Raw genomic sequence first — 24,924 nt, forward strand, 5'->3', positions numbered from 1 at the left:
CGTGAAGTCTGAACTCTAGTAAAAGAAAAGCGACCACTGAGGGTCGCTTAGTATATCAGTTTGCAGTTATTATGCTGCTTTGGTAACAGTCGCTACGATTTCAGTAGTCATAACTTTACCAGTTGCTTTATGGGTAGCAGCCAGCTTGACTTTGAAAGTACCGGTAGGGATAGTCACGCCTTCTTCCAGAGCAGGTGTTACAATCTGTGGGAAGAAGCTATAACGCTGAATGTTCTGAGTAGCTGAGCCAGCTTTGTTCGCAGCGTTATCACTGATCACATAAGAACGCGCTTCATCAGCCCATTCGTAGCCTGCATCAGTTTTAGCCAGAGCAAGAACCAGATTAGTGCCAGTTTCTGCACCAGTAGCATCGCCGAAGAAGGTCAGCAGGACATCATATTCACTGGTGATTTCAGTGGTTTTAGTAGTATCCAGCAGGCCAACAGAGATTGGAATAGCCCAATCATCCGTAGCATTCAACTCAATTGCATATTGACCATTGTCGCCGGCAGGCAATGCTTTATTGTTGAAGATGCGAGCACCCAAACCAATTTCCAGGACATTATCGGTTGCCAATGCAAAACCACCAGCAGGATTACCAGAACCAGCTAACAGGTTACCGCCACCATTAACGAAAGAGGTTTTGGCGTTATAGGTAACGTTAGACGCTTCTGGCTCACTGGATTCAGGGTTTGGATCGATGACCGGCTCTTCATTGATAGGCGGGTCGATAGGGTCGATAGGGTCAATAGGTGGATCAACTGGATCAACTGGATCAACTGGAGGTTCTACTGGATCAACTGGAGGTTCTACTGGATCAACTGTAGCTGAGATCTTAGCCTGAATAAATGCTACAGGGTAAGTAAAGAAGCTAGCATCCACGCTGATTTCTTTGATAGCGATACTATTTTTGCGGTCAAAGAAATGCTGCAAACGGCGGTAAAGATGATCGGTAATTACAAATTCGGACACTTCAGGAACGATGAAATGCTCTTCACCTTCTTTAAAGGCAATCGCTTTTTCCAAATCGTTACCGAACAGCTCTTTCAGCTTGCGAGTGGTCAAGATTTCTTCTGGGATAAATTCCAGACACTCAACAAGGTCTTTCAGCTTAAAGGTTGCATCTGTCAGGGCTTTGAGATTCAAGCCAGTGAGTACGTGAATTTTTGTCATGGTCGCTTAATCCTACTTTAATCGATGAACTTCTTGAGAGTGAGATAAAAATGGAGTCGAATGGCCACGTTTTACCAATTTAGTTAACTTGCTATCCGCATTATCCGACTTCACATAATCAATGACTTCGTGAATAGAGATTAAGCCAGCCGTAAATAATAGCTTATTTCTGCGAGTAAGTTGCTCAGTGTATAGATGCTCTCCACAAGAAAGTTTCTTGGAATTAACCATAACCTCTGAACCGTTCAAGTTAACTATTTTGTACATCAGTATTTAGCCGCCCGCCTAGCATTTTCAAAAGACTTATCGCGCATTTTAACGACTTCAAACGGATTGAGACGTTTCTTAGAACCCTCACCGCGTGAACGTAAAACTACATCATTGGTTATCAGAATCAAATGTTTACAGGCATGCAACGATCCAGACGGGTTTTTAATAACCGGCCATTGTGGCAACGCATATTTGTTCTGAGCCATATCTCTGTCAGCCAGTACAACCTCAAGAGTAAAGATGAAATACTCACAAGTACACTGAACTCGGACAGATGTTTTTCCTGGATCAGAATCCTGAGCAACCTCTACTAAAGCCAGATGATTACGCCCAGAACAGCCACAAGAATAAGCATACACTGTAGAGCCATTTGATTTGGTATACTGCCCCTTAAAATTAACACGACAATGTTCGTTGAGAGCATTCGTCTTGATATTATCGGGAGCATTCTGCACTAAATCAAGAAGAGTTAAGCGACCTAACCCTTTATCCTTATTACGAGAAGGACTCGGTTTTTTCTTAGGTGCTGCCTTCACTTGATTTGTTAACTGGGCCATTTAAATACCTCCACTCCAATTTTACCATGACATCGATTGTAATTACTTTAATCGAGTCAGATTAATGGTATCTCCCGGCTCTGAATAGAATAATGCTTTTGTAGTTTCATTACTATAGAGACGTCCAGCTGAGATAGCGTTCTCAATTGGATAAGAAGTATCTTGTTTCCAAGAAGAGCTAGCATAATCATAAGACCATAAAACGCCACCATTACGAGAATCAATAATAGTATTCGGCCCGCCAGAGAAGGTCTTAATTTTCCAAGAAGATGCTGCTTGGCTGAGAGCCATAAACCCTACAGAAGCAGAACCTTTAAAGACTGCAAGAACTGCATCAGAGTTCAAATCCAAAGAGATTTCAGAAGAAGCAACGTAATTGTCTGGATCATTAAGTTGAGTAGTGATTACTTTAAATGAATCACCATCTCGAGTGGATTTGATAGATACACCATTAGGGAATGCATTCCAACCCTGACCAGCAGTACCCTCTACATAACCAGATTCAGCACCAGTTTCGCCTACCCCACCATTACCCCATTTCAGCTCACCGCTCTTCTTAAAGATAATTTTCTGATCAGGCTGACTTAAGTTATAAACGATCGACCAGATTCCTGCTGTTTTACCATTACCGAAACCACCAACACTGCGGATAGCAGAAAGAGTATAATCTTTAGTGCCAACTCGAGCAAATGCCAGAATTATTCCAATGAGATCATCATCACCATTGGTAGATGATAGAGTGATTTCAAAGACGTTATTAGAATAACTGTCTGGACTAGCTACTCCCACAAATCCAGAAGAGTTGGTAGTATTAGCGATTATATCTAGATTTGCATTATACGTCCACGCGCTCAACTCTGCAGGAACTGTAGCTGAACGAGTCCACGTATCAAAGACCTCTTTAAAGGATTTGATTGTCTGCTTTTCTAAAGTCAATTCATCATCAGAACTGATTAGACGCAGTTTTCGGAAGATGCTATCTGAAACGATTTTACCTAAAGTATTCGTTTCAGATATGAAAATAGCCTGACCATTCTTACCTAGAACAGCCGGCAATGCTTTCAGGTTGGAAATAGCAGCAGATGTATTAGCAACGTCTGATAAATTGTTATTCTTTCTCAAAGGAGAATTCATCAGACTCGACATTTTCAGCATTTTATACCTCGACCCATTATATAGACACTTCTTCAAGTTTTAAATCTGAATTGCAGAAATACAGCTTAGAAGTGCTGGGATTATATGCGAATTTACCTATAGAAATAAGGTTCAAGATTGAGATTTCTGGAGCCAGTACCCAAGCAGTTCCATTATAACTCCAGACTTCTTTGGTGCGAGCATCCACGATAATATTCTTACCACCACTGAACATTAAAGTATCAAAGCTACAATAAGGCTGAGACCATGCAGTATATCCGAGAGCTGAACTCCCTTTGAATATAGCCAGACGTGGATCAGAATCCAAATCTATGGTCAAAGTAGAAGCATCAACATAGACTTCAGGATTATCAAAATCTGATGTTACTGCTGTAATAATATTCCCAGTACGAATAGCTTTTACTTTACAACCATTTGGGAAGTTTGCCCATGATGGCTGATCCGACCATTCAGCTTGTCTAGGAGATGGCCCGTAAAAAGGATTGGTTCTACCGTCAGCTCCAGCCACAAACTTGATTGATTGAGAGCCTTCAGCAACTATATAGCGACCTTTACCATAAGCAGCCCAATCTTCCGGAGTGTTTATTGAGAAACCGCCATAAGCAGCATTATACACTACGTTCCAAGAAAAGAGGTCGTTCTTTCCTGGAGTTCCTGAATAATTAGGAGAAATACCGCCTTGAAGAGTTCGGAACGCTGTTAACGTATGCTGAATTCCATGTTCATCTTTCTGATATGCTAGAATAACTCCAATGAAATCACCTTGAGACTTTGCAGTATCCGCCGTAAAGCTTTTTAAGCGAACCTCAAAGATATAGCTGGCATAACTCTTGGGAGTGATAAAACCAATCTGTGATACAGTATCAGTGGTCACATAAACATTACCAGTGGTGGCATCATAATCCCAAATGTTTAATTCTTCCGGAACCGTTTCAATAGTCTTATCGAACAACTGACCAATAGAGATTTGAGGCCAAGTATCAAAGATTTCTTTGAATCCGACAATATTATTTTTCTCAGAAGCAAGTTCAGCATCCGTTGTGGCAATCCTGACCTGAGACACTAAAGGAGTCACAACTAGACTCCCATCAGATGACAAAGAAAGAACTTCACCTTTCTGGCCATAAACACTACGAAACGCTCGGAGATTCTTGAGAGCCTGCGTAGTGTTTGGCACTTCAGAAAGGTTCTTGGTGGCCTCCATGCCACCATTGAGTTGAGAGAACTTTAACATGACTTAATCCTTATGCCAAGTTAGGATAAACAACATGCCAACCGTAAGCATCGCCAACATATATCAGCTTAATTTCACCACTAAGATTGGCATCATCAAACTGTAATGTATTCGCAGCGCCTAAGAACTTAGCAAATCCAGTTCCCAGAGTAACCGGATAAGTCGGCAATTGACTCGCTTTAGAGAAGACTAGAGTTATCGTTTCACCCGCTAGATAAGTTCTTGCTGAGTCTGTGTTAAGAGTTAGTGATGCTGCTACTGCACCATTATCGATGAAGTTCAAACAACCCGGAATAATAGCCCCAACATTAGCCGCAACCGTTACGATATTGGCTTTCTGGATATAGCGACGAGCATCAACTGCCCGAAGTCCCGCAATAGCACCTAAACCATTGATAGTATCTAAGTAGTCTGCTTTGAATAAATTCAAATCAGTTGCTTGATCGCTAGCTATTAAAGAACCAATATCCATTAAACCATCTACCGACAATACTGGAATGAGACCTTCTTCGTCTCCAGTATCTATCATAGCAGATGTGCCCAATTGAGACTTGAGCATAAGGTCTTCTGGATAATCACCAGTTGCAGTGTATGCCATCAGACCATTCGGAGCTTTACCGATGTCTGCAAATGCACCATCTTTAAAGTTAGGCAGTATGCCTGGATTGATCTTACCATCCTCACCAACTGCAACAATATTTCCTGCATTATTACCGATAGTGAAATCAGGTATCAAGTTATCTGGGAATACCGACACTGGCAATTTACCGGTATCATCCAAAGCAGGAATCATTCCTTTAGTATTACCGACTTGATAATAAGCTGCGGATTTATCATCCAAAGGTAGGACAGCTTTCGCTATCTTACCGTTTACATCTAAGACTGGAACATTACCTTCGGCTGAACCAGTATCTGCTTTAGCCGCTGTTCCCAAATCAGAAGGAGCAATTGTATTAACTAACTTCTTATTGGTATCATACTTTGGAACATTACCGACATCACTACCGAAAGTAATATCCAGAGCATTTGGAACGCCTGAAAGTTTAGTGTAAGGGAACATGCCTTCTGAATCTAATCCAGCTACGCCATTAGGTTTATCCACATCTTTGCCAGAAGCAGAACCTAAACCACTAACCATAGTTGATGGAATTTTACCATTGGCATCTAATACTAAGACATTACCAGCTTTATCGCCGACATCTTTATCAGCTGCTGTTCCCAGATCACCTTTAATTAACGTATTATAGAGGCGACCATCTTCATCATAAACTGGAATTTCTCCAGGTTTTGTACCAGTTTTAACTTGGACTTGACCGCCAATATAGTCAATATCTAGTAAAGAACTATCAATCTTACCGGCATCATTCAGAATCGGGACATTACCTTTCTTATTTCCCGTATCGGCTTTAGATGCTGTTCCCAAGCCTTTAATTAAGTCGGAAACGAACTTACCATCTGCATCCAGTAAGAGAACCATGTCTTTACCAGTGCCAGCATCTTTCTTAGCAGCCGAACCTAAATCAGAGGCAGCAACAGTATTTCCGAGCTTACCTTTTTCGTCGTAGACTGCGACATTACCAGCATTAGTGCCTGTTTCCAGATAAGCAACATCCTTAACGGGAAGGATAGTCTTGGGAAGAAGCGCCTTATCATCCAGATAAGGAATCTGCCCTTTCAGATAACCAACATCATATTTGTCAGTGCTCCGAACCGGAATGATAGAAACTGGAAGTAATCCTTTCTCATCAATAAGAGGAACATTGCCAGCGGCAGTACCGACATCTTTCTTAGCAGCCGAGCCTAAATCTTTATCGTGAACAAGTCCAGCAACTTTGCCATCTTTGTTAACCATTACAACTTTGCCAGCTTCTAGCGTTTCCGTGTAATCTTTACCAGCAGCAGTACCAGCATCAATAATAGTTGATAATTTCTGCTGACCAGTATGATTTTCACGTTTACGATCTAAATCATGATAATGAAGGTCAGTATCCTTCTTAGAAGTCAACTGATCAATGATCGTCTGCAATTCTTGACCGCTAAGCTTCAAGTTAAGAAGTTTTCCAGCAGTACCAGAAACATTACCTTCAACATCACCTTTCAGATCGTTTTCAAGAGTACCCATTGCAGTAATGATAGATTTATCAATCTTAATGCCAGGACAGCCCGCTGCAATCCAATCACGGATATCCGTGATCTGACCTTTAGCCCAATGTAAGAATTCGGCTTCTTCGGCAGTCAAAGGTCGGCCATTAAGGTACGCACTTGATTGTGGATGCTCACCTTTAAAGACTGTAGCTTCTAAGTAATCGCCCGAAGCAATCAATACACCTTTCTTCAGCGTAATCGTCTTGCTATCTTTCTCGTCATAATCTTTCCCGAGATAGATTTCTTTTCCATTAAGCGTTAAGCCTAAGGTATTTGCACCGACAATATACTCTGGAACAGTTACATCGCCAGTCATTCCTGGATAAGTAACAGCACGTTCGCGAATGATTGAGAAAGCTGGAGCATTCTCTGGCAGTTCCATTTCCAAATCGGTATCAGCTTGAACTTCACCGGAACCATACCAGCTATAAGCAACTGCTGCTTTCGGAGGATTACTAACCAGAACTACCTTGATAATGTCGCCAATATTAACTTCAATTGGAGCCATGATCTGTGAAGCACCCGTTGAATCACCTGCAATAGTCATCGTTGACTTAAGAATGTCATTGATATAGAATTGCAGAGTCAGTGGTTCTCCCAATGGAGTTGCCGGCAATACTTGAGCTACTGATTTTCGGATGATGTTTCGCTGAGTACACAGCTGATACAGAACCGTTGAGCCTTTTGTATTTGAAGAAGTAGCAAAGCCCGCAAATTCAATACGGTGAGTTCGAGGAGAAGGTGCTGGACGAGTCCAATCCCCTAATGCCCAACTAGTAGATGCTGGAATGATAGAGACATCTACGTTAGTACCCTCGGTTAAGAAGATGCTGTTATGGGTAAGGGACATTGCAAATGGCAATGAATCTCTATTCGAAGCCAGAACAATATAATCATCGCGATTAAGCTGATGATCCAAAGATACTCCGGCAGATAACTTACCATTTAGGGCAWGAGTATCTTTAACGATTACATATTGGAAGATACCAGTACTGGCACTATCCAAGACGATTCGGTTACCTTCGTAAGTGAATTTCGGAGAATCACTTGGAGTGTTCGGGCTGAGAGATACCCAGAAGAAGCGATAATCAGTGTTACCAATACCGTGAATGATCTCTTTATCGGTGAACGATGCTACACCGGTGATCAAGTTCTTATTGATAGGCATTGCAGCCCACATAGAACGGAAAGATTTCCCTTCTTCAGTTTGAACTGTAAAGAAGTTCTTATCTTTGGTAACCCAGTATTTACCAGTTACTTCTTCCATTGGAGTAATAACTGGGAAGTAATTGGCATTGTTTAAGTTATGTCGAAGTTCGCTTTCTGCCGGTGTGACTAATGTCTGACCGTAGACGGAACCTTCCGCAATAACTGCTGTTGTATCAATAATCAATAACCAAGAGAAATAACCGGTTGATGTGCCAGTGTTAGTAATAACTGATTTACTATTCTCTCTTGTGTAGTTAATATTACCTATAGAGCCATCATCGATCTCTGGCTGAATAAATACTGCGTATTTCTGATGACCCATATCATGATTAATGACTGGATCTACTTTGAATTGACCACGACCACTCTTGAGCTTACCAAAGAGTTGATCAGGATTTAATGAGCGGCGTACTGTGAAAGATGCAGTGTCAATCATCGCTTCTGTCAGCTGAGTAGCCTGACGTGGGATAATGACCTTCGCAAAGATAACCATTGAGGTATCATCATAAGCCGATGTTGGAATCGCCTTGATGATAAGCATATCTTTCAGTCGAGAATCCTGATCAATATCTGCTACTACGAAATACTCACCATAGGATGGGAACGTAATAGAGATCCACGCATCACCTTTTACCCGAATAGTTTTGTCCGGAGTACGAGCGACAAAAGGAGCAATAACTGCCCTTAGTCCTGAATCCGGCTTAACCTGACCGCCTTTATAAATACCAGGCAGTAAGATGTCAGTAACAATACTGTTCCAAGTAGAAGATGAGGGGCTAGAAAGCTGACCGACCGATATGTCAGCAACTAAATTGATGTCGGATTGAGTTGATAACGTTTGCATACCCGTCAGCTCCTAATCTACTTCCAAAGTAATTATTACCAATTTTAACAGTAAAAAGGCGGGTAATCCCCGCCTTTAGATTTACAGTTTACTTTTAGCTGACCAAAATATTGATCACATCTTGGGAACAAGCAATACCCTCAACGATAATCTCATCCCACACGTTATTAAAGTTGACTTCGTGAATACGTGCATCTTTATCAGAGGCATACTCAACTTGTGTATAAGCGTGTGCTGAACCAGTTTTTCGGAGAGTTAGCCTGACGCTCAAGCTACCTTCTGCAGGTAATGTAAAGAATAAGGTTCGAACGTCCCAAGTGTTATCTTGGCTCGAAATCATATTCGAACACTTAAACTTAGCAAAATCTGCTTTAAGTATACGTTCGCGCCAGATATACCCCGTTCGAGAAGTTGATTGAAGACCTTCTTGGTGGAGTGTATTGGAGCCTGTTTCGTTGAAAATAAATGGTCTACGAAGATTTCGCATGATTAACCCTCAGGGATTTCAAAAGCTTGATTGCGATTAGCACCTTCGGATTTCCATGATACATGAACCCAACCAGAGCCAGCCCCTTTAAAGCCTTCAATGATTAACTGGTCAAACTTCAGATTGCTCTTGATCCAATTATATAGATCACGAAGAGCCACACCTTTAACAGTGATGTCTGCAGCTTCACCATTTGGATGAGATTTGCGAGAAAAGTAATCTTTCCAAGAAGTCTCATTTTGAGCTACACCACGATTAGCGCACCAGCTGGTATAACCTTTCTTGGTGATTTCACGTTCCAAAGCTTCTCCACGATACCAAGAATTAATAATAACTGGAGATTGGAAATGATCTGCGATCTTTTGCAGAACGTTCTCTGCTAGTGCTTGAGCAGAAGCTAACACTTTAGGAGATGGAACATTGTCAATACTTAAACGAATAGCAGTATCTGAATGACCAACCTCATCGGTGGAGAAATTCTTAGTTAACTGAGACATAAGATGCTCCAAAGAGATCGTCTAATTGAAAGGCTAAACACATCTTGAGATCGTCTAATGATTTAACGTAGAAAGAACCAAGCTTTTCACTCCCGCCAAAAGTTTCAAATCTTTCAAATTCAAATCGCATATTTTCTACAGTGAAATAAACTTTCAACATCACTGGAGCGTTTTCATAAAAAAGATATCTATTTGGAGAGTACCAGAAGCTACAGTAATATCTACAACGATCTGACATGTATCATCTATATGGAATTTATCCGATTCTATTAACAGGTATTGGCGTAATTCTAAACCAATACCTTGCAAATCACAGACAGCAAAGATGGAAGCATTAATACTTGATAATTTCATCCTCGAATTCCTATGCTAAATAGCATTTGTGGTACAGCTCTTCCCGCGGCAATCCTAAACGGAAATGCATTTGTTCATTTTGATCATAATCCAGAACAAAGCCTACCGAGATTAAAGCCAGAGTAACATTCCGTTTATTCGTTCCATAGCGAGTAAAGAGGTAGTCTTGTGCAGCTAAAGTAAATCCAGCAGCAAGCCAAGAATAGCTCAAATCCATACTAGGACAGTATTTTCCACGAGGACGTGTTTTGTAATTAGAGACAACATCTTCAGGCTTAATAAAGATGTCTTTGAAATGGAATTGGAAATCAGGACAAGTCCGGCGAATACCTTCCAATGCACCATTCAGTGCTCTTAGTGCATCCGATAACAGCAGCGATTTGGAAGGGGCAAGCAAAGTAAACTCACCCCTGTTTTCATCGAAGTCATCAGACATTGCACTAAAAGAGATTACAGAACCCTCTCTTAGTATAATAGCCATCAGTTCTCCTGAGATGTACCAATTTTCTTAGCTACACGTTCAGCGATTTTCTGCTTCAACACATCTGGATTACTGTTGAAGAAGCTGTTACAGAAAGCACCCGTCACAAAGTAAATGAAGAGTGGTGCGTTCGACGCCGGATTAGCTGGAACATAATACTGATCCAGTGCGAACAGAGCAGTACCTGCAGCAGTTAAAGTAGCTAGAGTCCATTTACGGTCATGCGTCCACAGATCCCACGGTTTTACTTTATTTTGATAGCTATATTTAGCCGTATGAAGTGCAACGCCCGCAACGAACGCAATAAAATGTTCAGGCTGCAAATTGAACCCTGCCAGGGTAAGCAGGTCTTTGAGGAGAGAATGTAATGCTAAGTAAAATTCCATGGTACTGCTCCTCGAATAATGGGTTCGGATAACCCAAACCCATTATACTGACTTTTGAGGCGCATATAACAGAAAAAAGCCCGAACCACAAAAGTGATTCAGGCGAAGTAATGCCAATGGAATTGATAACGTCGTAATATTTGGTTCGTCTAGCTCAGAGTAAGGAAATTATCGTTAATCTTTTATCGAGGTTCGGAATCCCCGAAGAAAAACACTTCCAAACACTAATGCTCGCTTAAATCCAGTTAGCGAATCCCAATGTGAAAGATTGGGAATAACTTAGGCACACGGAACAAACTCTGGAGAAAAATCCATAACCCGCTACTGGAACTAACATCTGCAAGCTGTACTCGGCAACCTCCGAGCCGGACTAGGAAACCGGAGGTGCTGCTTCCTCCAACTTCTTATCACCATTATATACGAGTTCTTACTCAGAAATATCCATCAGACTTTAGACAGTGACTGAGAAATTACATCATAGAATTCAGACAGCTTTTTCAACATTACGTGCTTACTAAAAGCAATCTCAGTTTTACCGGTATCAACATTAGTGTAACCGATGACCATGCTTTCGCAAAGGAATTGACGAATTGGAGTGGCATTCACCTCAACGAAATCAATAGTGATATATGCAGATGTTACATCGTCACTATCACCTTTGATCGGTTCGAATGTTAGATGATCAAAGCGAAGGGTCATACCTTTGCGGTTATTGAAAACGATAACTTTAAAGTCTGAAATATCACCATCCAGCATTCCATTAGTGCCACGAGTCAGATTCTTATAGAACTGCTGCGACCATAATTGAGCCTGATTTTCTAGACTGGTGAATGCTGCCAAACCATCTTTAATCTCGGATACAGCTTTAATGGCATTAGTTACTTGAGATGTGCGCACTGACATATTACGCTCCTTGCTTAGACAATTTAAGAGTAACTGAAACAGTTGAGCCAGAACTGCTTGCAGAAAGAACCGACACTCGAAGGCTTGGTCGAGCTTTAAGCATGAACACTTCGAGAGCAGCGTCAAATGCGCTCACCATACCGCCATAAGAGAAAACAGCATCTCGGAACTGAGCGGTCATTTCCAGTTCAGTATCTTTAGATGACATTAATGCTGAATAAAGGCGAGTAACAATAGATTTATCGCCAGTGTCCAGAACATTATGATCTGAAACGGTTGTCATACCGAGGGTAAAGCTCACAGATGCAGGTAACTGAACTTGTAACGATTTCAGGATAACAGCAGATGCCATAATGCTGGAGGATTCGCGAGACAATGCTTGCAGAGTTTCTTTAACTACAGAAACGATATCAGAAGAATTCCGGATAGCAGCGCTGGTAGGATCAAATCCGAGAAGAGTAGAGACTGCGCTTTTAATTAGACCACTAAGAACTTTATTGTTCTGCATGGTTGTAGCGCCTTCGGTACGAGTAATTGACTTCTCTTTCTGACCAGCAGCATAGGCAGTAATTCGATAACCTACCAACATATAACCGCGCACGCCGTCATCAAATAGGAGATCAACTCGAGTACTTACTTGGCCTTGTGGTCCGTAAATGAATACTTCTGGTCCGTTGAAAGCCCACAGATTTGTCTTAGCATCAATACGCTTTTGCCAGATACATTCACTGCGAGGATCAGATATTACGAAAGTTTGTGGAGCTCCCTGAGCATCTTTCGCAAGATTGATCATGAGGTTTTTGAGGTATTTAATATCTCGCTGATCCGTAGTAGTCACAGTAATGGCTGCTTGGATAGCTGTAATAATCTTGGAAGTAGTCATGGGATGAAATCCTTGTAAAGGTAACATCCCATTTTAACGCAATTAGGCGAGGTTTAATTCCAACTGACCAGAACTGTTCGGTTTTGGACGCCGGCTAGATTCTAATCCAGATTGAATTATCTCTTTTAATGAGGGGCATTGTTCTTGATAACACTGAATGATAGCGTCTTCTGCATCTTGAGATTCAAGCTCTACGTTAAGTAAACGCATCTTGTGACCGCCAGAACATTTCCGCTTCAGAGTAATAAGAATCACTCGACCTAACTGTCCACGATTAATTGCTATGTCCATATCAAGACCTAATTTATGAGATCTGACATTGAACATCCACGAACTGGGGCTGTCCGATTTTAGTTGAATATTAAAGAAGTTCCCCACGATCTTTTCTGACATTTCATATGGAACTGCAACTAATTTGCAGACCGAAACCCCTAATAGATTGATCAGGGACTTGCGTGGGTTCCAGTTATCAAAGTACATTGGTTTTGTAATTGACATACACATTCCTTCACAAATTTGATCATTTTTAAGTCTTCTGAAATAGGATTTGAACTACTTATAAGGGTTATTATGAGGTCGAAGATTCTAGATTTGGAGTTTAGGCTCTTCGAAGTAAATCTTTAGTGGGCGAGCACTGTCAAACTAAATGCAAGATGATCGCCCTGCTTTTTAACACCTGCTTTAAACTTATAACGAGCTCCCAACGTCTTACTAACTAACGATGAGAAATTCTCCTTTAGGTAAGCTTCGAAGTAATTTGTGAAGCCTAGGAGACTATCAAACCTATTACTGGTTATCAGATAAGTTATTGTCCGAGAACCGCGTTTAGCCAATTCTTCAGCAATTGTCCGAGTATTTAATGCTTTTGATTCATATGAAATAGTTACTGGATTACACGTTCCCATACGAACCATGCTCGGATTTAATGCTGTCAGATGATCCCCTAATTGCAAGATAGTTCCCAAGAACGATTCTAAATCATTCTCAAGACTATCTGCTCTCAGCATCATTGAGATACCTGTCCGAGACTTTGCATAAGCAATGATCTCTTCCATTAAATCTCGGCCATGTAAAATCTTTCGTTCACAGACAACATTGTCAAAAGAGAATCCGCTACATATATAGCCGAATCGCCCATCAGTGAACAATAAAGTAACGTCAACCAAAGTATTGACGTCTCTAATTCTTAAACCAGACAATGTCCAGTGTTTATTTGTCGATCCCCAAATAGGCTTTGTAATATCAATGCAACTACCGTATCTTTTCTTAAATTCAGTACTCCAAAGCGAATACCAAAGTAAATCCCGATCCTTTAGTGAAGTAATGTACAGCATTAAGTGAGGCCTATTAGTATTTCCTACTAAATATTACGAACACTTAACTCTTCACGCTTCAATCGGAAAGGAGAACTCTGTTGCAAGCCTAGAGTCATTGTTGTCTGAAGTAGCTGCATGTAATGGCCATAACGAGCCGAACAATTCTTCTTGAAATAAGAACTGTCAGTAGAATTTAATGGACATCCTCGTTTGCAGAGTCTAACCACTGGACAACTTTCACATTTAGATTTATCTGTCAGCTGAACCTTTTCAGTCATCTTGGATGCATCAATAGTATCCAGAGTACCAAATCCAAAGTCAGCAGCAGAGGTATTTTGACAGGGGAGCAAGACACCTTTCAGATCAGTAGATAATACCTGATCATTATCCACACCGCAACCGTAATGGTCTGGGGCAGTGTTCTTAACTTGGAATGATTTCAGAAGTGGATAGAAGCCCATCGAGAAATGTACCAAAGAGTTATTCCCGAAAGGTGCTGGTTTTCCACTAATCTGAGCAAATGATGCCTCTTTAATGACGCGTTCCAGACTATCCATATGCTTGATCATGTTCTTATCGAGAACGTGAGACATAGAAGAATCATCATAAGCTGATAATAGCTCGAAATTGACCAGCAAGTTCGGATTGATAGCATGAAAATACTTGAGATTGGAATAGACATCCCAGTTGTTCTCAGAGATCATAGAGTTAATAGAAACTGATACTGAATTCTTTTCCGGATTAGGAGACATCAGCAAATCGAATGCTCGTTTAGCAGATTCGATCTTGAATGGATCTTCTTTACCGCGTAATTCAGCATGTCCTAAGCCATCATGAGAGATAGCGATATTCCAATCGCCTTTAGTATTGCGAATCTCTCCGACATGACGACATTTTAATTTGGTAGCATTGGTAACCATTGACCAGGTAACATCTTTGCTGTCCAGCTCTTCAAGAATAATCTGGATCTTACGCCAATAAAGGAGTGGCTCTCCACCCCAGAGTTCAATACGTTCTAAATCTGAGAAGTCGATAGTGGCTTTCAATTTAGCGATGAATGCAGATACTTCATTGGTAGCATTCAGATCTTCTTTATCGCCCAGTGGATCTTGTAAGCAATAAGAGCAGGCCATATTGCATTTCTGACCTAATTGGATACGTAACACTTTAGGATTACGCAACTTGCCACGCTGCATCACATGAGCATGGTGTTCGGATACATCGACTTCTTCTTTGAAGAATTCTTTCCCATTACTCATGAGAATATGGAATTCGGTTGAGTATTGAATCTCTTGACTACCATCTTCGGTTTGGAAAGTGAAGATCATTTTTGAATGGCCTCTATGATAGACTTAGCTGGCCTTCCGTCATTGCGGAAGTATCCTTCTTTGTACATAACGAAACCTTCTTTCTGTAGTTGACTAACAACATGAAAACGAGGTTCCAGTGCAGGTGCCGGTATGAAGTTGAAATCGTGATTGACTTTGAATGAGTTCCCAATAAGATTGAAATATTCAAAATAGCGATTATCACGGAACTGAATCTCTGAAGCATAGCGACGATAAGTAGCTAACTTATTTGCCAGAGTTTGACTACACATTGAAGCCGCAGATGGCTCATCCATTAAGAGGTTATAGCAAGCCTTCTTAGGATCAGCATCAATAGATTCTTCGAATGTAAAATACATGCGATCGTGAATCAAGAAAATGAAGTTCTGCAACACACGATACATTCCGCGATTGCCACCTTCTATATTCTCAAAGTAGTAGGTATCATCCCACGTTAGATCGCCATTGTCACCGCTCAGACCATTGATGCCACGTGTTTCTTGCTCAATGTTTTCTTGAACTTCGACTTTATCCACCAGATGACGAACCTTGTCAATGAATCGGCGAATTTCTGGATTGTGCTCTAGACGATTTTCCGAGGTGATAATGACTTTGAAAACGGGAATGATTCCATATTTTTGAACCAGCAGTCCCATGACTTCGACAATTTTATCGAAACGCTTATTAATGAATTCTTCTGACAAAGAGATCTGAAATACACGTTTCATATCTAGATCATCAAGAACAATTCGATATTGCTGCATCAAAGCATTATCGGTAAAAGATGGCGCACCAATCAATTTACCATTACGCTTATAGAAGTCGAACAAGTCTGGATGCGTCTTTTTAATAAAGCGTAAATCGTCCAGACATTCTACTGTACCGAAGATCTCAAAGATTTTCCGGAATTTATGCTCGATGAAAGGACTGATCTTCAGACCCTCATTGCGGGCAATCATCTCACCGCGAGGTAGCCAATCATCTTTCAGATAGCACATCTTACAACCAGCACCACAATAATAAGTCTTCATTGCACTGAATGAGACTTCACCCATATGATGCAGACTATCACGGAACAAGAAGAAGCCTAATAGGTTCTCTGTGGTGGAGAATCGATCTTCTGCGAAAGGGATCTTTCGAGTATCCATGTCGGTCATAATATCGGACATATCAGACGCCTAAATGTTGTAATAGTGTTTGTTTGGATTTGAGTTTGGCCAGATGCTTAACAGCTATCGTGATGCCTTGATAGAAAGTCGAACATTTGTCTTGCTGAGGTTCAGACTCAAACAAGGAATGCAAGAATTTCAATCCACAAGTGTCTTTCGATGGACAAGTTAGGCATACTTTCGGCACTAACATTTCCTCTTGATGAGAATTAGAACGCTGTATGTCTATTAATCCCTGCCAGCTTCCCAGACGAGAACCTACTACTCGATATTCTAAGAAGTCATACTCAGGATAGATATATCCATCGGGAGAAAGAACCATCTGCTTATGATCTACAAAGTAGTTCTTATCAATCTCGGCGCCAGAATGCCCATCGACATAAATATTGATTCCATAAACATATAGAATCTGCATAAAGCGAAGTAGCTCGTGAATAACAGCTTGGATATTCAGCTCATGCAGTAAGACCTTAAATTGGTCTTTACCGCGAATATGGCGCAATGGGATCAGATTAAGTGACTCTACTTTACATGAACGCCAGACTTCAAGGATGGACTCCACAGACTTAACTGAGAAGACTTGCTTATTATTTAGTGGCATTACATATTGAAGTTGCGCACCAATTCCCAGAGAGTTCAGCGTTCGAATGCTCTCAATTATAGGGAACTCTGTACGGTTAACTCCTTGAAATGCAAAGTCAAAGCTAATACTAACGAACAGGAAATCCTTCCACTTTTCGAGAAAGTCTTGATGTTTAAGCAGCAGAGATCCATTAGTCTGAATAAAGACTCGAGGTTTATAATCCAGATCAGCTACTAAGCGTGTCAAAATACCATCCATGACATCAACATAAAGGAAAGGTTCTCCTCCATGAAAAGAAATCATATCCGGACGAGTTTCTAACTTTCTGAAAAAGTCGATAAGGTGTGGGATCTGAAAAGCGGCCATGGTTTGGTTACCCATAGACTTGACGTAACGACGATCGCAATAGGTGCAATTGAAGTTACAGATGTTGCCTAGGTAGATGCTGACATCTTGCAATGCTTTCAAAATGAGTTCCCATGAATAAGACTAAAGTGTTAACATCTATATAATAACTGGTTATGTTCAGAACAATCTTGAATAAAGCGTTATTATTAGTTATACCCCCTCAAAGATTAAATCAACATGAAAAAGACTAAGATTTCTAAACCTCCAGAGATGAGAGTACCTTTATTTAACTGTGCTCGAATAGTTTTCTTTACTGACAAAGAAATAGCGAGAAAATACATCAAGAAGTTATCCGGAAAAGTCTTCGACTTTGAAGGTTACGATGGCTTTGAGTGGATGTATCAAACTTCAAAACGCACTTTTATAATAATAGCAGTATTCAATAATTCAGCAGCTTGTTTAGCTCACGAAGCGGCACATGCGACTTTTGAGATATGCAATATTGTACAAGAACCGGTAAAAGTAGAGAGTACTAATGAGACTTTCTGTTATCTGATTCAACGGATAATGGAAAGATTTTTACCTTATTTGTCCTCTGAGAGATAGTATCGTATATAACAGTAATCTTGCATTTTTATATAGGTGTTAGACGCTAATGCAGAAATCTGAATTTACTGATATTGAAGAATTAGAATCACACTTTCCAGCACAGGGCTTTGGAATTATCGCTTATGGAGAACTGGCGTCTAAGTTTATCCGAGATGACTCCAAACCATTATCTGAACGAGCAAGGGCAATCCGAGCTTATATGCCAGAATTTGGAGGATTATCCGATCAGGCTACGCTACTAGCTTGGCAAGAACACCGAGCGAACGAGCTTCAATGGTTACGGGATAATGTCGGTAGAGAGGGGGTTGAACTATGACTAAAGAAAAGAAAGAGAATTCATTCTTTGAAGATCTGAAAAGTTCTCTCGAAGAAGCCGTTGCAATCGAGAAGGGTGAGATTGAAATTCCAGAAGATCGAATTCACCGTCATGAACTTATTGAGGATTTAGATTTAAATCCCGATGGTAAGAAGTTCGTTAAAGATTACAAAGGCTAATAAAAAGGCGACCTCAATGGGTCGCCTTTGTTCTGTATAGACTACTTAAAGAATGGCATGGTTCACTTGTGAGTTACGAACTTCAACATGGTTAGTTTTGTTCAGAACCACTAAGTGCATCATCGCTACTAACCAGATTTCTGTTTCAGAATCCGTTGCTTTAAAGCCCATTGCCTGATCTAATGGCAATCCATGAGCATCTAAAACATCGCGATAAGCCTGATGGACTTCAATCGGAGCCAGACCTTTCATCTTGTGGATAATCTCTGCACCTTTGTAATCAGTGTCGATAGTACCGGCACAACCACAGAAAGCATAATCATCTTTCAAGTGAGAAAACGCAGCAGCCTGCACTTTATAATGCGGCATTGCATTGTTGGCTTCGATCATTTGCACGACTTCATGCTTAGGCAAATAGCCCGTCAGAGTCTTACAAACCAGATGGAACATTGAACGGTTCATGACCGTCAGACGGTTTTCTTCAAGAATTGCCTCTTTAATAGCTTTCGCTTTCTTGATGAACTGTTTCTTGGTAAGACGATCTTGAACATCCAGATACATCTTAACAATCTTCTTACACATACCATCCGGSCGGAAGATTTCTTTACTGCCRGTATCCAAGTTACCAGCTGGACATTGATAGCAGAAGCCTTTTAGATCACACGCTTTACATTCTGGACGTTCCAGCATATCCGCATATTTCTTCTGGAATGTGCGATAACGATTAAGATATACTTTCTCGTCAAAGATATTACCCAGAATATATGGATGAGCCGCTTCTTTAATGTTGGTAAAGAAGTAGCAACCTGCATAGTCACCTGAAGCATCCATTGCAATCATGCCAGAACCAACCAGACAGTTGGTAGCACCTTTCACGCCTACACCTTCAGAGAAACGAATTTCCATTTCAGGGTGGCGATCGCCAGCATCGAACATATCGCGCTGTAACTGGTTCCACATATCTTCTGGCCATTGCATCTGACCTTGATAATTGGACATTGTCAGTGGGTGAACAATGATATTATTCACACCATGACTTGCCAGAACGTCTGCAAAGCGAGGGAAGTCTGGAGCAGTCTCTTGGGAGATAGTACAGCGGATAACTACTTGCTTCTCGTTACGGTGATATTCTGGAATCAGCTCAACCATACTCAGGATGTGATCAATATCTTCCTGTTTTAATTGGCGATGATCCTTGGTAACATCAATAGTATCCAAAGAGATCGTCATGGTTGCGAATTTATGGGTGAAGTACTCTTCCATAAACTCTTTGTCCAGCAACAGGCCATTTGTGACCATACCGAACTGAATCTCTTGGGCATCTTTCTCAAGTTCAGGGGCATTATGGCGAACGAAATCCATAATCAACTTCTTGTGAATAAGAGGTTCACCACCGAAGAATTGGAAGATTTTCTGAGCTGCTTGGCTATTGTTCTTCAAGAACGCATAAGCCTTGTTCAGCTTGTTCAGATCCCATTTACCGTAGTCTTTCTTATGCTGTTCATAGCAATAAGTACAACTCAGGTTACAGGCGTTTGTTACGATGACGTTCATATGTTGCAGATCACCAAACAATGCTTTTCGCAGTTCTGGTTGATCATTAAGGGAACGAACATCATCTTCTGCTGAGGTGGCTACCTTGAAAGTCTTAACCTGAGAGGTTCGACCATTAGGCTTAACCAGAGTCTCTTCAGACAGTTCCAGCACACCATTACTCATTTTAGCAGTAGGTGCATGAACCATCATTCGAGCTTTTAACTCAGAGTCGAAACCGGCTTTCGCAGCCTTTGAATCTTCGATACTAATTTCGGAAGAACCACAGTCACAACCATCACCATGATGATGATCCAATGTAGGCGTGTGCGAGGAAGATGCACAGCCGCCGCCAGTTGAGGTACCGCAACCGCCACCATTGTCAGCACTAGAACCGCAAGAACCACAGCCAGACATAATAGGCTGAGCAACGAAGTCGAGTTCTTTCGTTTCAATTTGAGTCACCGCAATCATAGGTTCAAATTTACGGACAGCAGAGTCTGGCTTAGCCATTATCACTGAATCAACTTCAGTATCCGCTGGTTTCTTTAGATGCTTCTTGGCCGACTTCTTAAGAAGTTCAACCTTCGCTGTTTCAGACATTGCACGTGTCCTTAATAATGAAATACTTTGAAATCGAATTTCGGGAGTTCGCTTTTATGAATATGTTTACACTCCATAATATCCCCGAAATCAAGAAAGATACTTAAGAATCCAGCATGTTTGTCTTTAGACAAACTAAATACTAGCTTGGATTCTTCCCAACGATAATTCATATTCGATCTAATAGTGAAGTCCTCGGGAGAAATCACATTAGGACATTGACCAGCGATAGACAGTTCATGGAACAAATCTAGAGAAAGTTCTTCACCTTCGCATTGGTATATCGCATTATTAAACTCGAATCCAGAGCCAATATTTAGCTGAGGTAAGAATAGAGAGTCCACGCATGATGCATTAGCCGGTTCCTCTGAAAAGAGTTCTACCACTCGCCAATCATCTTGCTTAATTCTTAAGTCTTCCTGAATGGAAATCAACTTGGAATTAGTAGCGGCCGTCACAATGTTATGATCAGGATACTTGAACGTTACTATAAAAGGAATGATGGTTACTTCATCTCGCTTATATAGTTTTCGGCTAAAAGCTTCAATCATATTGCCATCTTTAGCCATTGCCAGATACTGCATATTCTTTAAGCAATCAACTGCAGAGACAATATCACTGCCCTTTGGAGCTACAGAGGCTAACATTACAAAGTCACAACCACTACGTAAATGAGCATTCATTACTTGTTCTGCTGAGAACTCATATGGCTCGTCTTGCGGATTAGCGGCGGGAGGATATATGGCGAAATCCTTTTCAGACTTGGATTTCTTAAGGTTAAAAGTATCTGCAGTCGTGACAAAGAAATCATATGAAGCATCATCAGCTTCTGTAAAATCGCGAATCTGAGCCAGAAAGTCTAAATACAAGTTGGGCTTATAATCGCCCTCCCTGATAAGTAGAATATTGTTAACTGAACTCATATGATTCCTCGAGTACAGTTGCAATTACAGTTGCAATTACAGTTACACGCAGTACCATAATCATCTAGGTAAACGTGAGTGTGGTTCAGCAAACTGTCTAATAAATTGGCAATCTCTTTAGGAGCTGCTTGAGCATTAGCTTCCGCACCAGCAGTAACTCCTCCGATTTGCGGAGGAGTATAAGGTTGCATGGTATCCGTTTGGCTCTGAGTTTCAGTCTCGTCTACCGCACCCGTTTTGGAGTTCTGCTTAATGCGTTGCTGATAATCTGTAAAGGTGTGGTCATGAGATAACGACTTTAAAGGCTCGATAACCTCATTGTTTATTTCCGAGGCTTTAACCTCATTACCGCTCGAAATAGCCATTTGCTAGCTTCCTAATTATCTCTGACGATAAACACTAGTGGTTCGGTCTACTGCCGCGCCTGTCATACTGTTCATCAAATCATAGTAGTTGTGAGTGTGCGATCGGAAATCCGAAATGATCGCTTTAATATCGTTGTAGACCCAAGCTTCAATTTGCGATGTCGAATTGTAGCCCCGTAAAGTGTTAATGGCATTAGTTATCCGATTACGTTGAAAATCAGATAAGTTCATGCCATATGAATTTCGTTGTGTACTGCTCGTCACTACGGCCATATGTCACCTCATTAACTATAAGTAGATGGCCATACTTGACGCCAGCCGCCTGCAATATAGAAATATAACTTGTTATTTGAGATGAGTTCATCACCTTGCTTAGGTGCGCCTGGATTAATAACTGCTACCACGTTACGTAGATTAGTTATGCTAGCATTTGTCCAACCAACATTCGCTGCATCTGAATCTGTTCCTGGCCAGCCCACTTGAATATTACCGTTCGCATTACGCAGAGCCAACATGTTAGCAACCGCACCATACGTACTGGCTTCTGGGTGTGGGTTAGTACCGTCATCAATATGATCTTCCAACATTTGACGAACAGCATTGACTGTACCTAAGTTAGCAATTTCAGATACTGCAGAGGGGTCAGCAATTTTAGCTCGACCGCTCGCATCGCGAATAATAATGCGATTGGCAGTAGCATCTGGAACAGCACCATGAGCAGTTGTTAATTTGGCGTGATCAGAAACTGCACTGCTATTACTCTCCAGCATGAATTTCTTGGTAACGACATCATCATCCTCTTTAGGATCTGCAGCTTTAATCTGACCATTAGCTGTACGAAGAGCTAACTTACCGGCAGTCGCTGCAGTATCTGCTGCTTTCGGATGCGGATTATCTGCATTGTCAATATGCGCTTTTAAAGCAGTGTTAGAATCTTTAACTGATTTAAAGTTCGCAATATGATCGTCTTCGGTCGGGTTACCAACTTTAGCTTGACCATTTGCATCACGAATAATGATTCGACTAGCTACGTTATCCGAAGTTGCACCATGAACGGTTGTTTCTTTATTGTGTGCAGCGATTTTATTATCTGCAACAGTGTTCAAAGTGGTCACATTGACAATCTGATTAACTTTAGTCAGATCAGCATCACGAACTTCTGCACGCCCATTAATGTCGCGAATGATCAGCATACTTGGAGTAGCGATATCCGTTGTTGCATTAGGGTGTGGGTTTGTAGGATCAACAATGTGCTCAATCAGATCATCAGATACTGCTTTATCGCCCGCTTGCATCGTCTGAAGGTTCACAATTTCCAGAGGATTGATAGCATTAGCTACTTGAGCACGTCCAGTCGCATCACGAATGATTAAACGGCTGGCAGTACTATTACTGGTTGCACCGTGGACATCTGTTGCTGCAACATGCGTGTTCAAGTTATTCTGAACCAGAGCATCTCCGTGATCCACGAAATAACGACTAACCAATTCCAATGGATTAGTTGATGTTGGATCTTGTGCATAATTCAGAAGAGCACCCGTTAAGGTATCTCCATCTTTCTTAACTCGACGACGGATCGCAACCAACATTCGGTTATAATCGGTCGGAGTCAACTGAACATAAGCAACAGGATTATTACTCTTGGTCAGATAGTTAGATGTTACTACTTTAATCTCCATAACTACCTCAGATCGAATCGGGATCTATTTTTTCCAGATCAGTTGATGGATTGAAGAGAATGAGGTAATTATAAATGCGACTGTCCGGAGTCGATGCGATAAATTCAAGGTACAGCTGAGATCCAGACATTGTTAGAGTTGTGAGTTGACCAGTTGTTACTATTTGAGGATCTGCCCCTTTATTGGCTCGGACTTTGATAATCGGAGCGGGGTCATTATGATCTACAAATACTGCTACTTTCAGAATCTTATTAATATAAGCATCTGGGAGCAGGTTAATGGATGAGATTTTATCACCGCGTTGCTTAGCTTGGAAGCAATGCAGAGTCTTATTGAACAACATGGTTGTGTCGTCAATATTAATCATGCTGTCAGTGTTAAAACCATCGAAAGCCATTTCATCAAAGATTGAAGAGGAAAAAGTATCTAAGATCGCAGATACTTCTTGAGAGTAATTCGCCAGCGTTCCATTCTCTTGGAACGGGCCATTATCGCGACCAATTTCAGACAAATTACCAGGAAGAACGATATCGTTGCCACCAGTAAGATCACACATCCCAAAGCATATGAGATAAGCTCGATCAGGATGGTCTTCATAATCAGTACTAGGGATAGCAACAGTCTTAACATAAGAAGCCTGCGAAGGTAAGTATTTCGAGTAGAGGCAGATCATATAGATCTTACCAGTAGCTGGAATAATAACTCGGGTATTGGTTAGATCATTTCGAAGAGTCATCCCTTCGATAGTCTTAGCTGCGAAAGGTTCGATTTCCACTGCCAAGCGACCGCCAGTAACCAGTCGACCTCCAGAATAAATACCTTTAGGGCTGATATCTTTTGAGGAATCATTGAGCATTTTAGTAGTATCAGCGCTATTAAACGAGTGAATAGCGTATACTGCTGGAACATCTGTCCCTTGCGTGATAACATCGAACATATTCTTACCTCTTAGCCTGGCAATGTGAACCGGTAAGTCTGGGTCTGATCACTGGTTTTGTTGAATTGAGGGGTATGCATGATAGCATGGATATAGACCTCACCAACGTCCGGACCGAGAACCACTTCTGCCAGTAAGCCAATTTCACCAACAGGCCCGACCGCTTCGGCTTCTTCCAGAACGCAGACGAATACTGGAGTAAAGAGGTTTAAGAATTCCACAGAGTCATAATTATCGCGGAATACTTCATTCTCAAGGCTTTCAGCAGTAGGGTCTGGAGTTAAAGCTGTCGAGACATCGTTTGGGTCATAACCTTGAGTTCCTACACAGAACCCAACGATTTTGACAGCAGCTTGCCCTGTAACCAACTCTTCGCAGCGATAGATTCTGCCTTTAGTTGTTAGGGTAGCTTTACTTTCATAAGCCATAAATAGAATCCTTAATTCCTTGATTATTAA

At 41.2% G+C, this 24,924-nt stretch carries 26 protein-coding genes; 3 read left to right on the plus strand and 23 right to left on the minus strand.

Going from position 1 to position 24,924, the window contains the following annotated elements:
* Positions 1-69: 69 nt before the first annotated feature.
* The 17 genes from EAH77_RS25245 to EAH77_RS16160 form a co-directional block, all read right to left on the minus strand.
* Complete coding sequence (locus EAH77_RS25245; RefSeq protein ID WP_140473830.1) at positions 70-1,173, minus strand: hypothetical protein; 1,104 nt, start codon at positions 1,171-1,173, stop codon at positions 70-72.
* A 266-nt stretch (positions 1,174-1,439) separates the two neighbouring features.
* On the minus strand, positions 1,440-2,000 hold the full coding sequence (locus EAH77_RS16085; protein WP_140473831.1) for a hypothetical protein: 561 nt from the start codon (positions 1,998-2,000) through the stop codon (positions 1,440-1,442).
* 42 nt (positions 2,001-2,042) lie between these two features.
* Positions 2,043-3,155 carry a hypothetical protein gene (locus EAH77_RS16090; RefSeq protein WP_140473832.1) on the minus strand — a complete coding sequence of 371 codons (1,113 nt, stop codon included), beginning with the start codon at positions 3,153-3,155 and terminating at the stop codon, positions 2,043-2,045.
* 16 nt (positions 3,156-3,171) lie between these two features.
* Positions 3,172-4,389 carry a hypothetical protein gene (locus EAH77_RS16095; protein WP_140473833.1) on the minus strand — a complete coding sequence of 406 codons (1,218 nt, stop codon included), beginning with the start codon at positions 4,387-4,389 and terminating at the stop codon, positions 3,172-3,174.
* Between the two features lie 10 nt (positions 4,390-4,399).
* Positions 4,400-8,587, minus strand: a complete 4,188-nt coding sequence (locus EAH77_RS16100) for a hypothetical protein (RefSeq protein WP_140473834.1) — start codon at positions 8,585-8,587, stop codon at positions 4,400-4,402.
* Positions 8,588-8,681: 94 nt separating this feature from the next.
* On the minus strand, positions 8,682-9,074 hold the full coding sequence (locus EAH77_RS16105) for a hypothetical protein (RefSeq protein ID WP_140473835.1): 393 nt from the start codon (positions 9,072-9,074) through the stop codon (positions 8,682-8,684).
* 2 nt (positions 9,075-9,076) lie between these two features.
* The gene (locus EAH77_RS16110; RefSeq protein WP_140473836.1) at positions 9,077-9,571 is read right to left on the minus strand and encodes a D-Ala-D-Ala carboxypeptidase family metallohydrolase; all 495 of its coding nucleotides are present in this window, start codon (positions 9,569-9,571) and stop codon (positions 9,077-9,079) included.
* 159 nt (positions 9,572-9,730) lie between these two features.
* Positions 9,731-9,925, minus strand: coding sequence for a hypothetical protein (locus EAH77_RS16115; protein WP_140473837.1), 195 nt, complete (start codon positions 9,923-9,925; stop codon positions 9,731-9,733).
* A gap of 10 nt (positions 9,926-9,935) precedes the next feature.
* Positions 9,936-10,406: a hypothetical protein gene (locus tag EAH77_RS16120; RefSeq protein ID WP_140473838.1), complete on the minus strand. Its 471-nt coding sequence runs from the start codon at positions 10,404-10,406 to the stop codon at positions 9,936-9,938.
* Entirely contained in the window at positions 10,406-10,792 is a 387-nt protein-coding gene (locus EAH77_RS16125; RefSeq protein WP_140473839.1) for a hypothetical protein, read from the minus strand. The genes EAH77_RS16120 and EAH77_RS16125 overlap by 1 nt, the downstream gene beginning before the upstream one ends.
* Positions 10,793-11,236: 444 nt before the next feature.
* Complete coding sequence (locus EAH77_RS16130; RefSeq protein WP_140473840.1) at positions 11,237-11,695, minus strand: hypothetical protein; 459 nt, start codon at positions 11,693-11,695, stop codon at positions 11,237-11,239.
* Position 11,696: 1 nt separating this feature from the next.
* Positions 11,697-12,578, minus strand: a complete 882-nt coding sequence (locus EAH77_RS16135; protein ID WP_140473841.1) for a hypothetical protein — start codon at positions 12,576-12,578, stop codon at positions 11,697-11,699.
* Between the two features lie 42 nt (positions 12,579-12,620).
* Positions 12,621-13,076, minus strand: a complete 456-nt coding sequence (locus EAH77_RS16140; protein WP_140473842.1) for a hypothetical protein — start codon at positions 13,074-13,076, stop codon at positions 12,621-12,623.
* Between the two features lie 122 nt (positions 13,077-13,198).
* Entirely contained in the window at positions 13,199-13,912 is a 714-nt protein-coding gene (locus EAH77_RS16145) for a hypothetical protein (RefSeq protein WP_140473843.1), read from the minus strand.
* 26 nt (positions 13,913-13,938) lie between these two features.
* Complete coding sequence (locus EAH77_RS16150) at positions 13,939-15,222, minus strand: SPASM domain-containing protein (RefSeq protein ID WP_140473844.1); 1,284 nt, start codon at positions 15,220-15,222, stop codon at positions 13,939-13,941.
* Entirely contained in the window at positions 15,219-16,391 is a 1,173-nt protein-coding gene (locus tag EAH77_RS16155; RefSeq protein WP_140473845.1) for a hypothetical protein, read from the minus strand. Before EAH77_RS16155 ends, EAH77_RS16150 begins: the two co-directional genes overlap by 4 nt.
* 1 nt (position 16,392) lies before the next feature.
* The gene (locus EAH77_RS16160) at positions 16,393-17,442 is read right to left on the minus strand and encodes a radical SAM protein (protein ID WP_161985813.1); all 1,050 of its coding nucleotides are present in this window, start codon (positions 17,440-17,442) and stop codon (positions 16,393-16,395) included.
* A 117-nt stretch (positions 17,443-17,559) separates the two neighbouring features.
* On the opposite strand from EAH77_RS16160, the gene EAH77_RS16165 reads away from it, so the two are divergent.
* Genes EAH77_RS16165 through EAH77_RS16175 form a run of 3 tightly spaced genes read left to right on the plus strand, consistent with a single transcriptional unit; the run spans position 17,560 to position 18,426 of the window.
* Entirely contained in the window at positions 17,560-17,928 is a 369-nt protein-coding gene (locus tag EAH77_RS16165) for a hypothetical protein (protein WP_140473847.1), read from the plus strand.
* A 49-nt stretch (positions 17,929-17,977) separates the two neighbouring features.
* Positions 17,978-18,247 (plus strand): hypothetical protein, encoded by a 270-nt coding sequence (locus tag EAH77_RS16170; protein ID WP_140473848.1) that lies wholly within the window; start codon positions 17,978-17,980, stop codon positions 18,245-18,247.
* Positions 18,244-18,426, plus strand: a complete 183-nt coding sequence (locus EAH77_RS16175) for a hypothetical protein (protein ID WP_140473849.1) — start codon at positions 18,244-18,246, stop codon at positions 18,424-18,426. The genes EAH77_RS16170 and EAH77_RS16175 overlap by 4 nt, the downstream gene beginning before the upstream one ends.
* A gap of 45 nt (positions 18,427-18,471) precedes the next feature.
* Here EAH77_RS16175 and EAH77_RS16180 read toward each other — a convergent pair whose 3' ends face one another.
* The 6 genes from EAH77_RS16180 to EAH77_RS16205 form a co-directional block, all read right to left on the minus strand.
* Entirely contained in the window at positions 18,472-20,562 is a 2,091-nt protein-coding gene (locus tag EAH77_RS16180) for a radical SAM/SPASM domain-containing protein (RefSeq protein ID WP_140473850.1), read from the minus strand.
* 11 nt (positions 20,563-20,573) lie between these two features.
* On the minus strand, positions 20,574-21,485 hold the full coding sequence (locus tag EAH77_RS16185; RefSeq protein ID WP_140473851.1) for a hypothetical protein: 912 nt from the start codon (positions 21,483-21,485) through the stop codon (positions 20,574-20,576).
* Positions 21,482-21,850 (minus strand): hypothetical protein, encoded by a 369-nt coding sequence (locus EAH77_RS16190; protein ID WP_140473852.1) that lies wholly within the window; start codon positions 21,848-21,850, stop codon positions 21,482-21,484. Before EAH77_RS16190 ends, EAH77_RS16185 begins: the two co-directional genes overlap by 4 nt.
* A 284-nt stretch (positions 21,851-22,134) precedes the next feature.
* Positions 22,135-23,529 carry a hypothetical protein gene (locus EAH77_RS16195; RefSeq protein WP_140473853.1) on the minus strand — a complete coding sequence of 465 codons (1,395 nt, stop codon included), beginning with the start codon at positions 23,527-23,529 and terminating at the stop codon, positions 22,135-22,137.
* A 7-nt stretch (positions 23,530-23,536) separates the two neighbouring features.
* On the minus strand, positions 23,537-24,466 hold the full coding sequence (locus EAH77_RS16200) for a hypothetical protein (RefSeq protein WP_140473854.1): 930 nt from the start codon (positions 24,464-24,466) through the stop codon (positions 23,537-23,539).
* Between the two features lie 11 nt (positions 24,467-24,477).
* A complete protein-coding gene (locus EAH77_RS16205; protein ID WP_140473855.1) occupies positions 24,478-24,894 on the minus strand; it encodes a hypothetical protein in 417 nt (138 codons plus the stop codon).
* Positions 24,895-24,924: the final 30 nt, after the last annotated feature.

The organism is Ewingella americana, assembly GCF_006438725.1.
In the GTDB taxonomy this organism is placed as follows: Bacteria; Pseudomonadota; Gammaproteobacteria; order Enterobacterales; family Enterobacteriaceae; genus Ewingella; species Ewingella americana_A.

What these genes read in the sequence shown, in the direction of transcription:
- EAH77_RS25245 (WP_140473830.1), bottom strand. Translation starts at nt 1,173, where the DNA reads ATGACAAAAATTCACGTACTCACTGGCTTGAATCTCAAAGCCCTGACA.
- EAH77_RS16085 (WP_140473831.1), bottom strand. Translation starts at nt 2,000, where the DNA reads ATGGCCCAGTTAACAAATCAAGTGAAGGCAGCACCTAAGAAAAAACCG.
- EAH77_RS16090 (WP_140473832.1), bottom strand. Translation starts at nt 3,155, where the DNA reads ATGCTGAAAATGTCGAGTCTGATGAATTCTCCTTTGAGAAAGAATAAC.
- EAH77_RS16095 (WP_140473833.1), bottom strand. Translation starts at nt 4,389, where the DNA reads ATGTTAAAGTTCTCTCAACTCAATGGTGGCATGGAGGCCACCAAGAAC.
- EAH77_RS16105 (WP_140473835.1), bottom strand. Translation starts at nt 9,074, where the DNA reads ATGCGAAATCTTCGTAGACCATTTATTTTCAACGAAACAGGCTCCAAT.
- EAH77_RS16110 (WP_140473836.1), bottom strand. Translation starts at nt 9,571, where the DNA reads ATGTCTCAGTTAACTAAGAATTTCTCCACCGATGAGGTTGGTCATTCA.
- EAH77_RS16115 (WP_140473837.1), bottom strand. Translation starts at nt 9,925, where the DNA reads ATGAAATTATCAAGTATTAATGCTTCCATCTTTGCTGTCTGTGATTTG.
- EAH77_RS16120 (WP_140473838.1), bottom strand. Translation starts at nt 10,406, where the DNA reads ATGGCTATTATACTAAGAGAGGGTTCTGTAATCTCTTTTAGTGCAATG.
- EAH77_RS16125 (WP_140473839.1), bottom strand. Translation starts at nt 10,792, where the DNA reads ATGGAATTTTACTTAGCATTACATTCTCTCCTCAAAGACCTGCTTACC.
- EAH77_RS16130 (WP_140473840.1), bottom strand. Translation starts at nt 11,695, where the DNA reads ATGTCAGTGCGCACATCTCAAGTAACTAATGCCATTAAAGCTGTATCC.
- EAH77_RS16135 (WP_140473841.1), bottom strand. Translation starts at nt 12,578, where the DNA reads ATGACTACTTCCAAGATTATTACAGCTATCCAAGCAGCCATTACTGTG.
- EAH77_RS16140 (WP_140473842.1), bottom strand. Translation starts at nt 13,076, where the DNA reads ATGTCAATTACAAAACCAATGTACTTTGATAACTGGAACCCACGCAAG.
- EAH77_RS16145 (WP_140473843.1), bottom strand. Translation starts at nt 13,912, where the DNA reads ATGCTGTACATTACTTCACTAAAGGATCGGGATTTACTTTGGTATTCG.
- EAH77_RS16150 (WP_140473844.1), bottom strand. Translation starts at nt 15,222, where the DNA reads ATGATCTTCACTTTCCAAACCGAAGATGGTAGTCAAGAGATTCAATAC.
- EAH77_RS16155 (WP_140473845.1), bottom strand. Translation starts at nt 16,391, where the DNA reads ATGTCCGATATTATGACCGACATGGATACTCGAAAGATCCCTTTCGCA.
- EAH77_RS16165 (WP_140473847.1), top strand. Translation starts at nt 17,560, where the DNA reads ATGAAAAAGACTAAGATTTCTAAACCTCCAGAGATGAGAGTACCTTTA.
- EAH77_RS16170 (WP_140473848.1), top strand. Translation starts at nt 17,978, where the DNA reads ATGCAGAAATCTGAATTTACTGATATTGAAGAATTAGAATCACACTTT.
- EAH77_RS16175 (WP_140473849.1), top strand. Translation starts at nt 18,244, where the DNA reads ATGACTAAAGAAAAGAAAGAGAATTCATTCTTTGAAGATCTGAAAAGT.
- EAH77_RS16185 (WP_140473851.1), bottom strand. Translation starts at nt 21,485, where the DNA reads ATGAGTTCAGTTAACAATATTCTACTTATCAGGGAGGGCGATTATAAG.
- EAH77_RS16190 (WP_140473852.1), bottom strand. Translation starts at nt 21,850, where the DNA reads ATGGCTATTTCGAGCGGTAATGAGGTTAAAGCCTCGGAAATAAACAAT.
- EAH77_RS16195 (WP_140473853.1), bottom strand. Translation starts at nt 23,529, where the DNA reads ATGGAGATTAAAGTAGTAACATCTAACTATCTGACCAAGAGTAATAAT.
- EAH77_RS16200 (WP_140473854.1), bottom strand. Translation starts at nt 24,466, where the DNA reads ATGTTCGATGTTATCACGCAAGGGACAGATGTTCCAGCAGTATACGCT.
- EAH77_RS16205 (WP_140473855.1), bottom strand. Translation starts at nt 24,894, where the DNA reads ATGGCTTATGAAAGTAAAGCTACCCTAACAACTAAAGGCAGAATCTAT.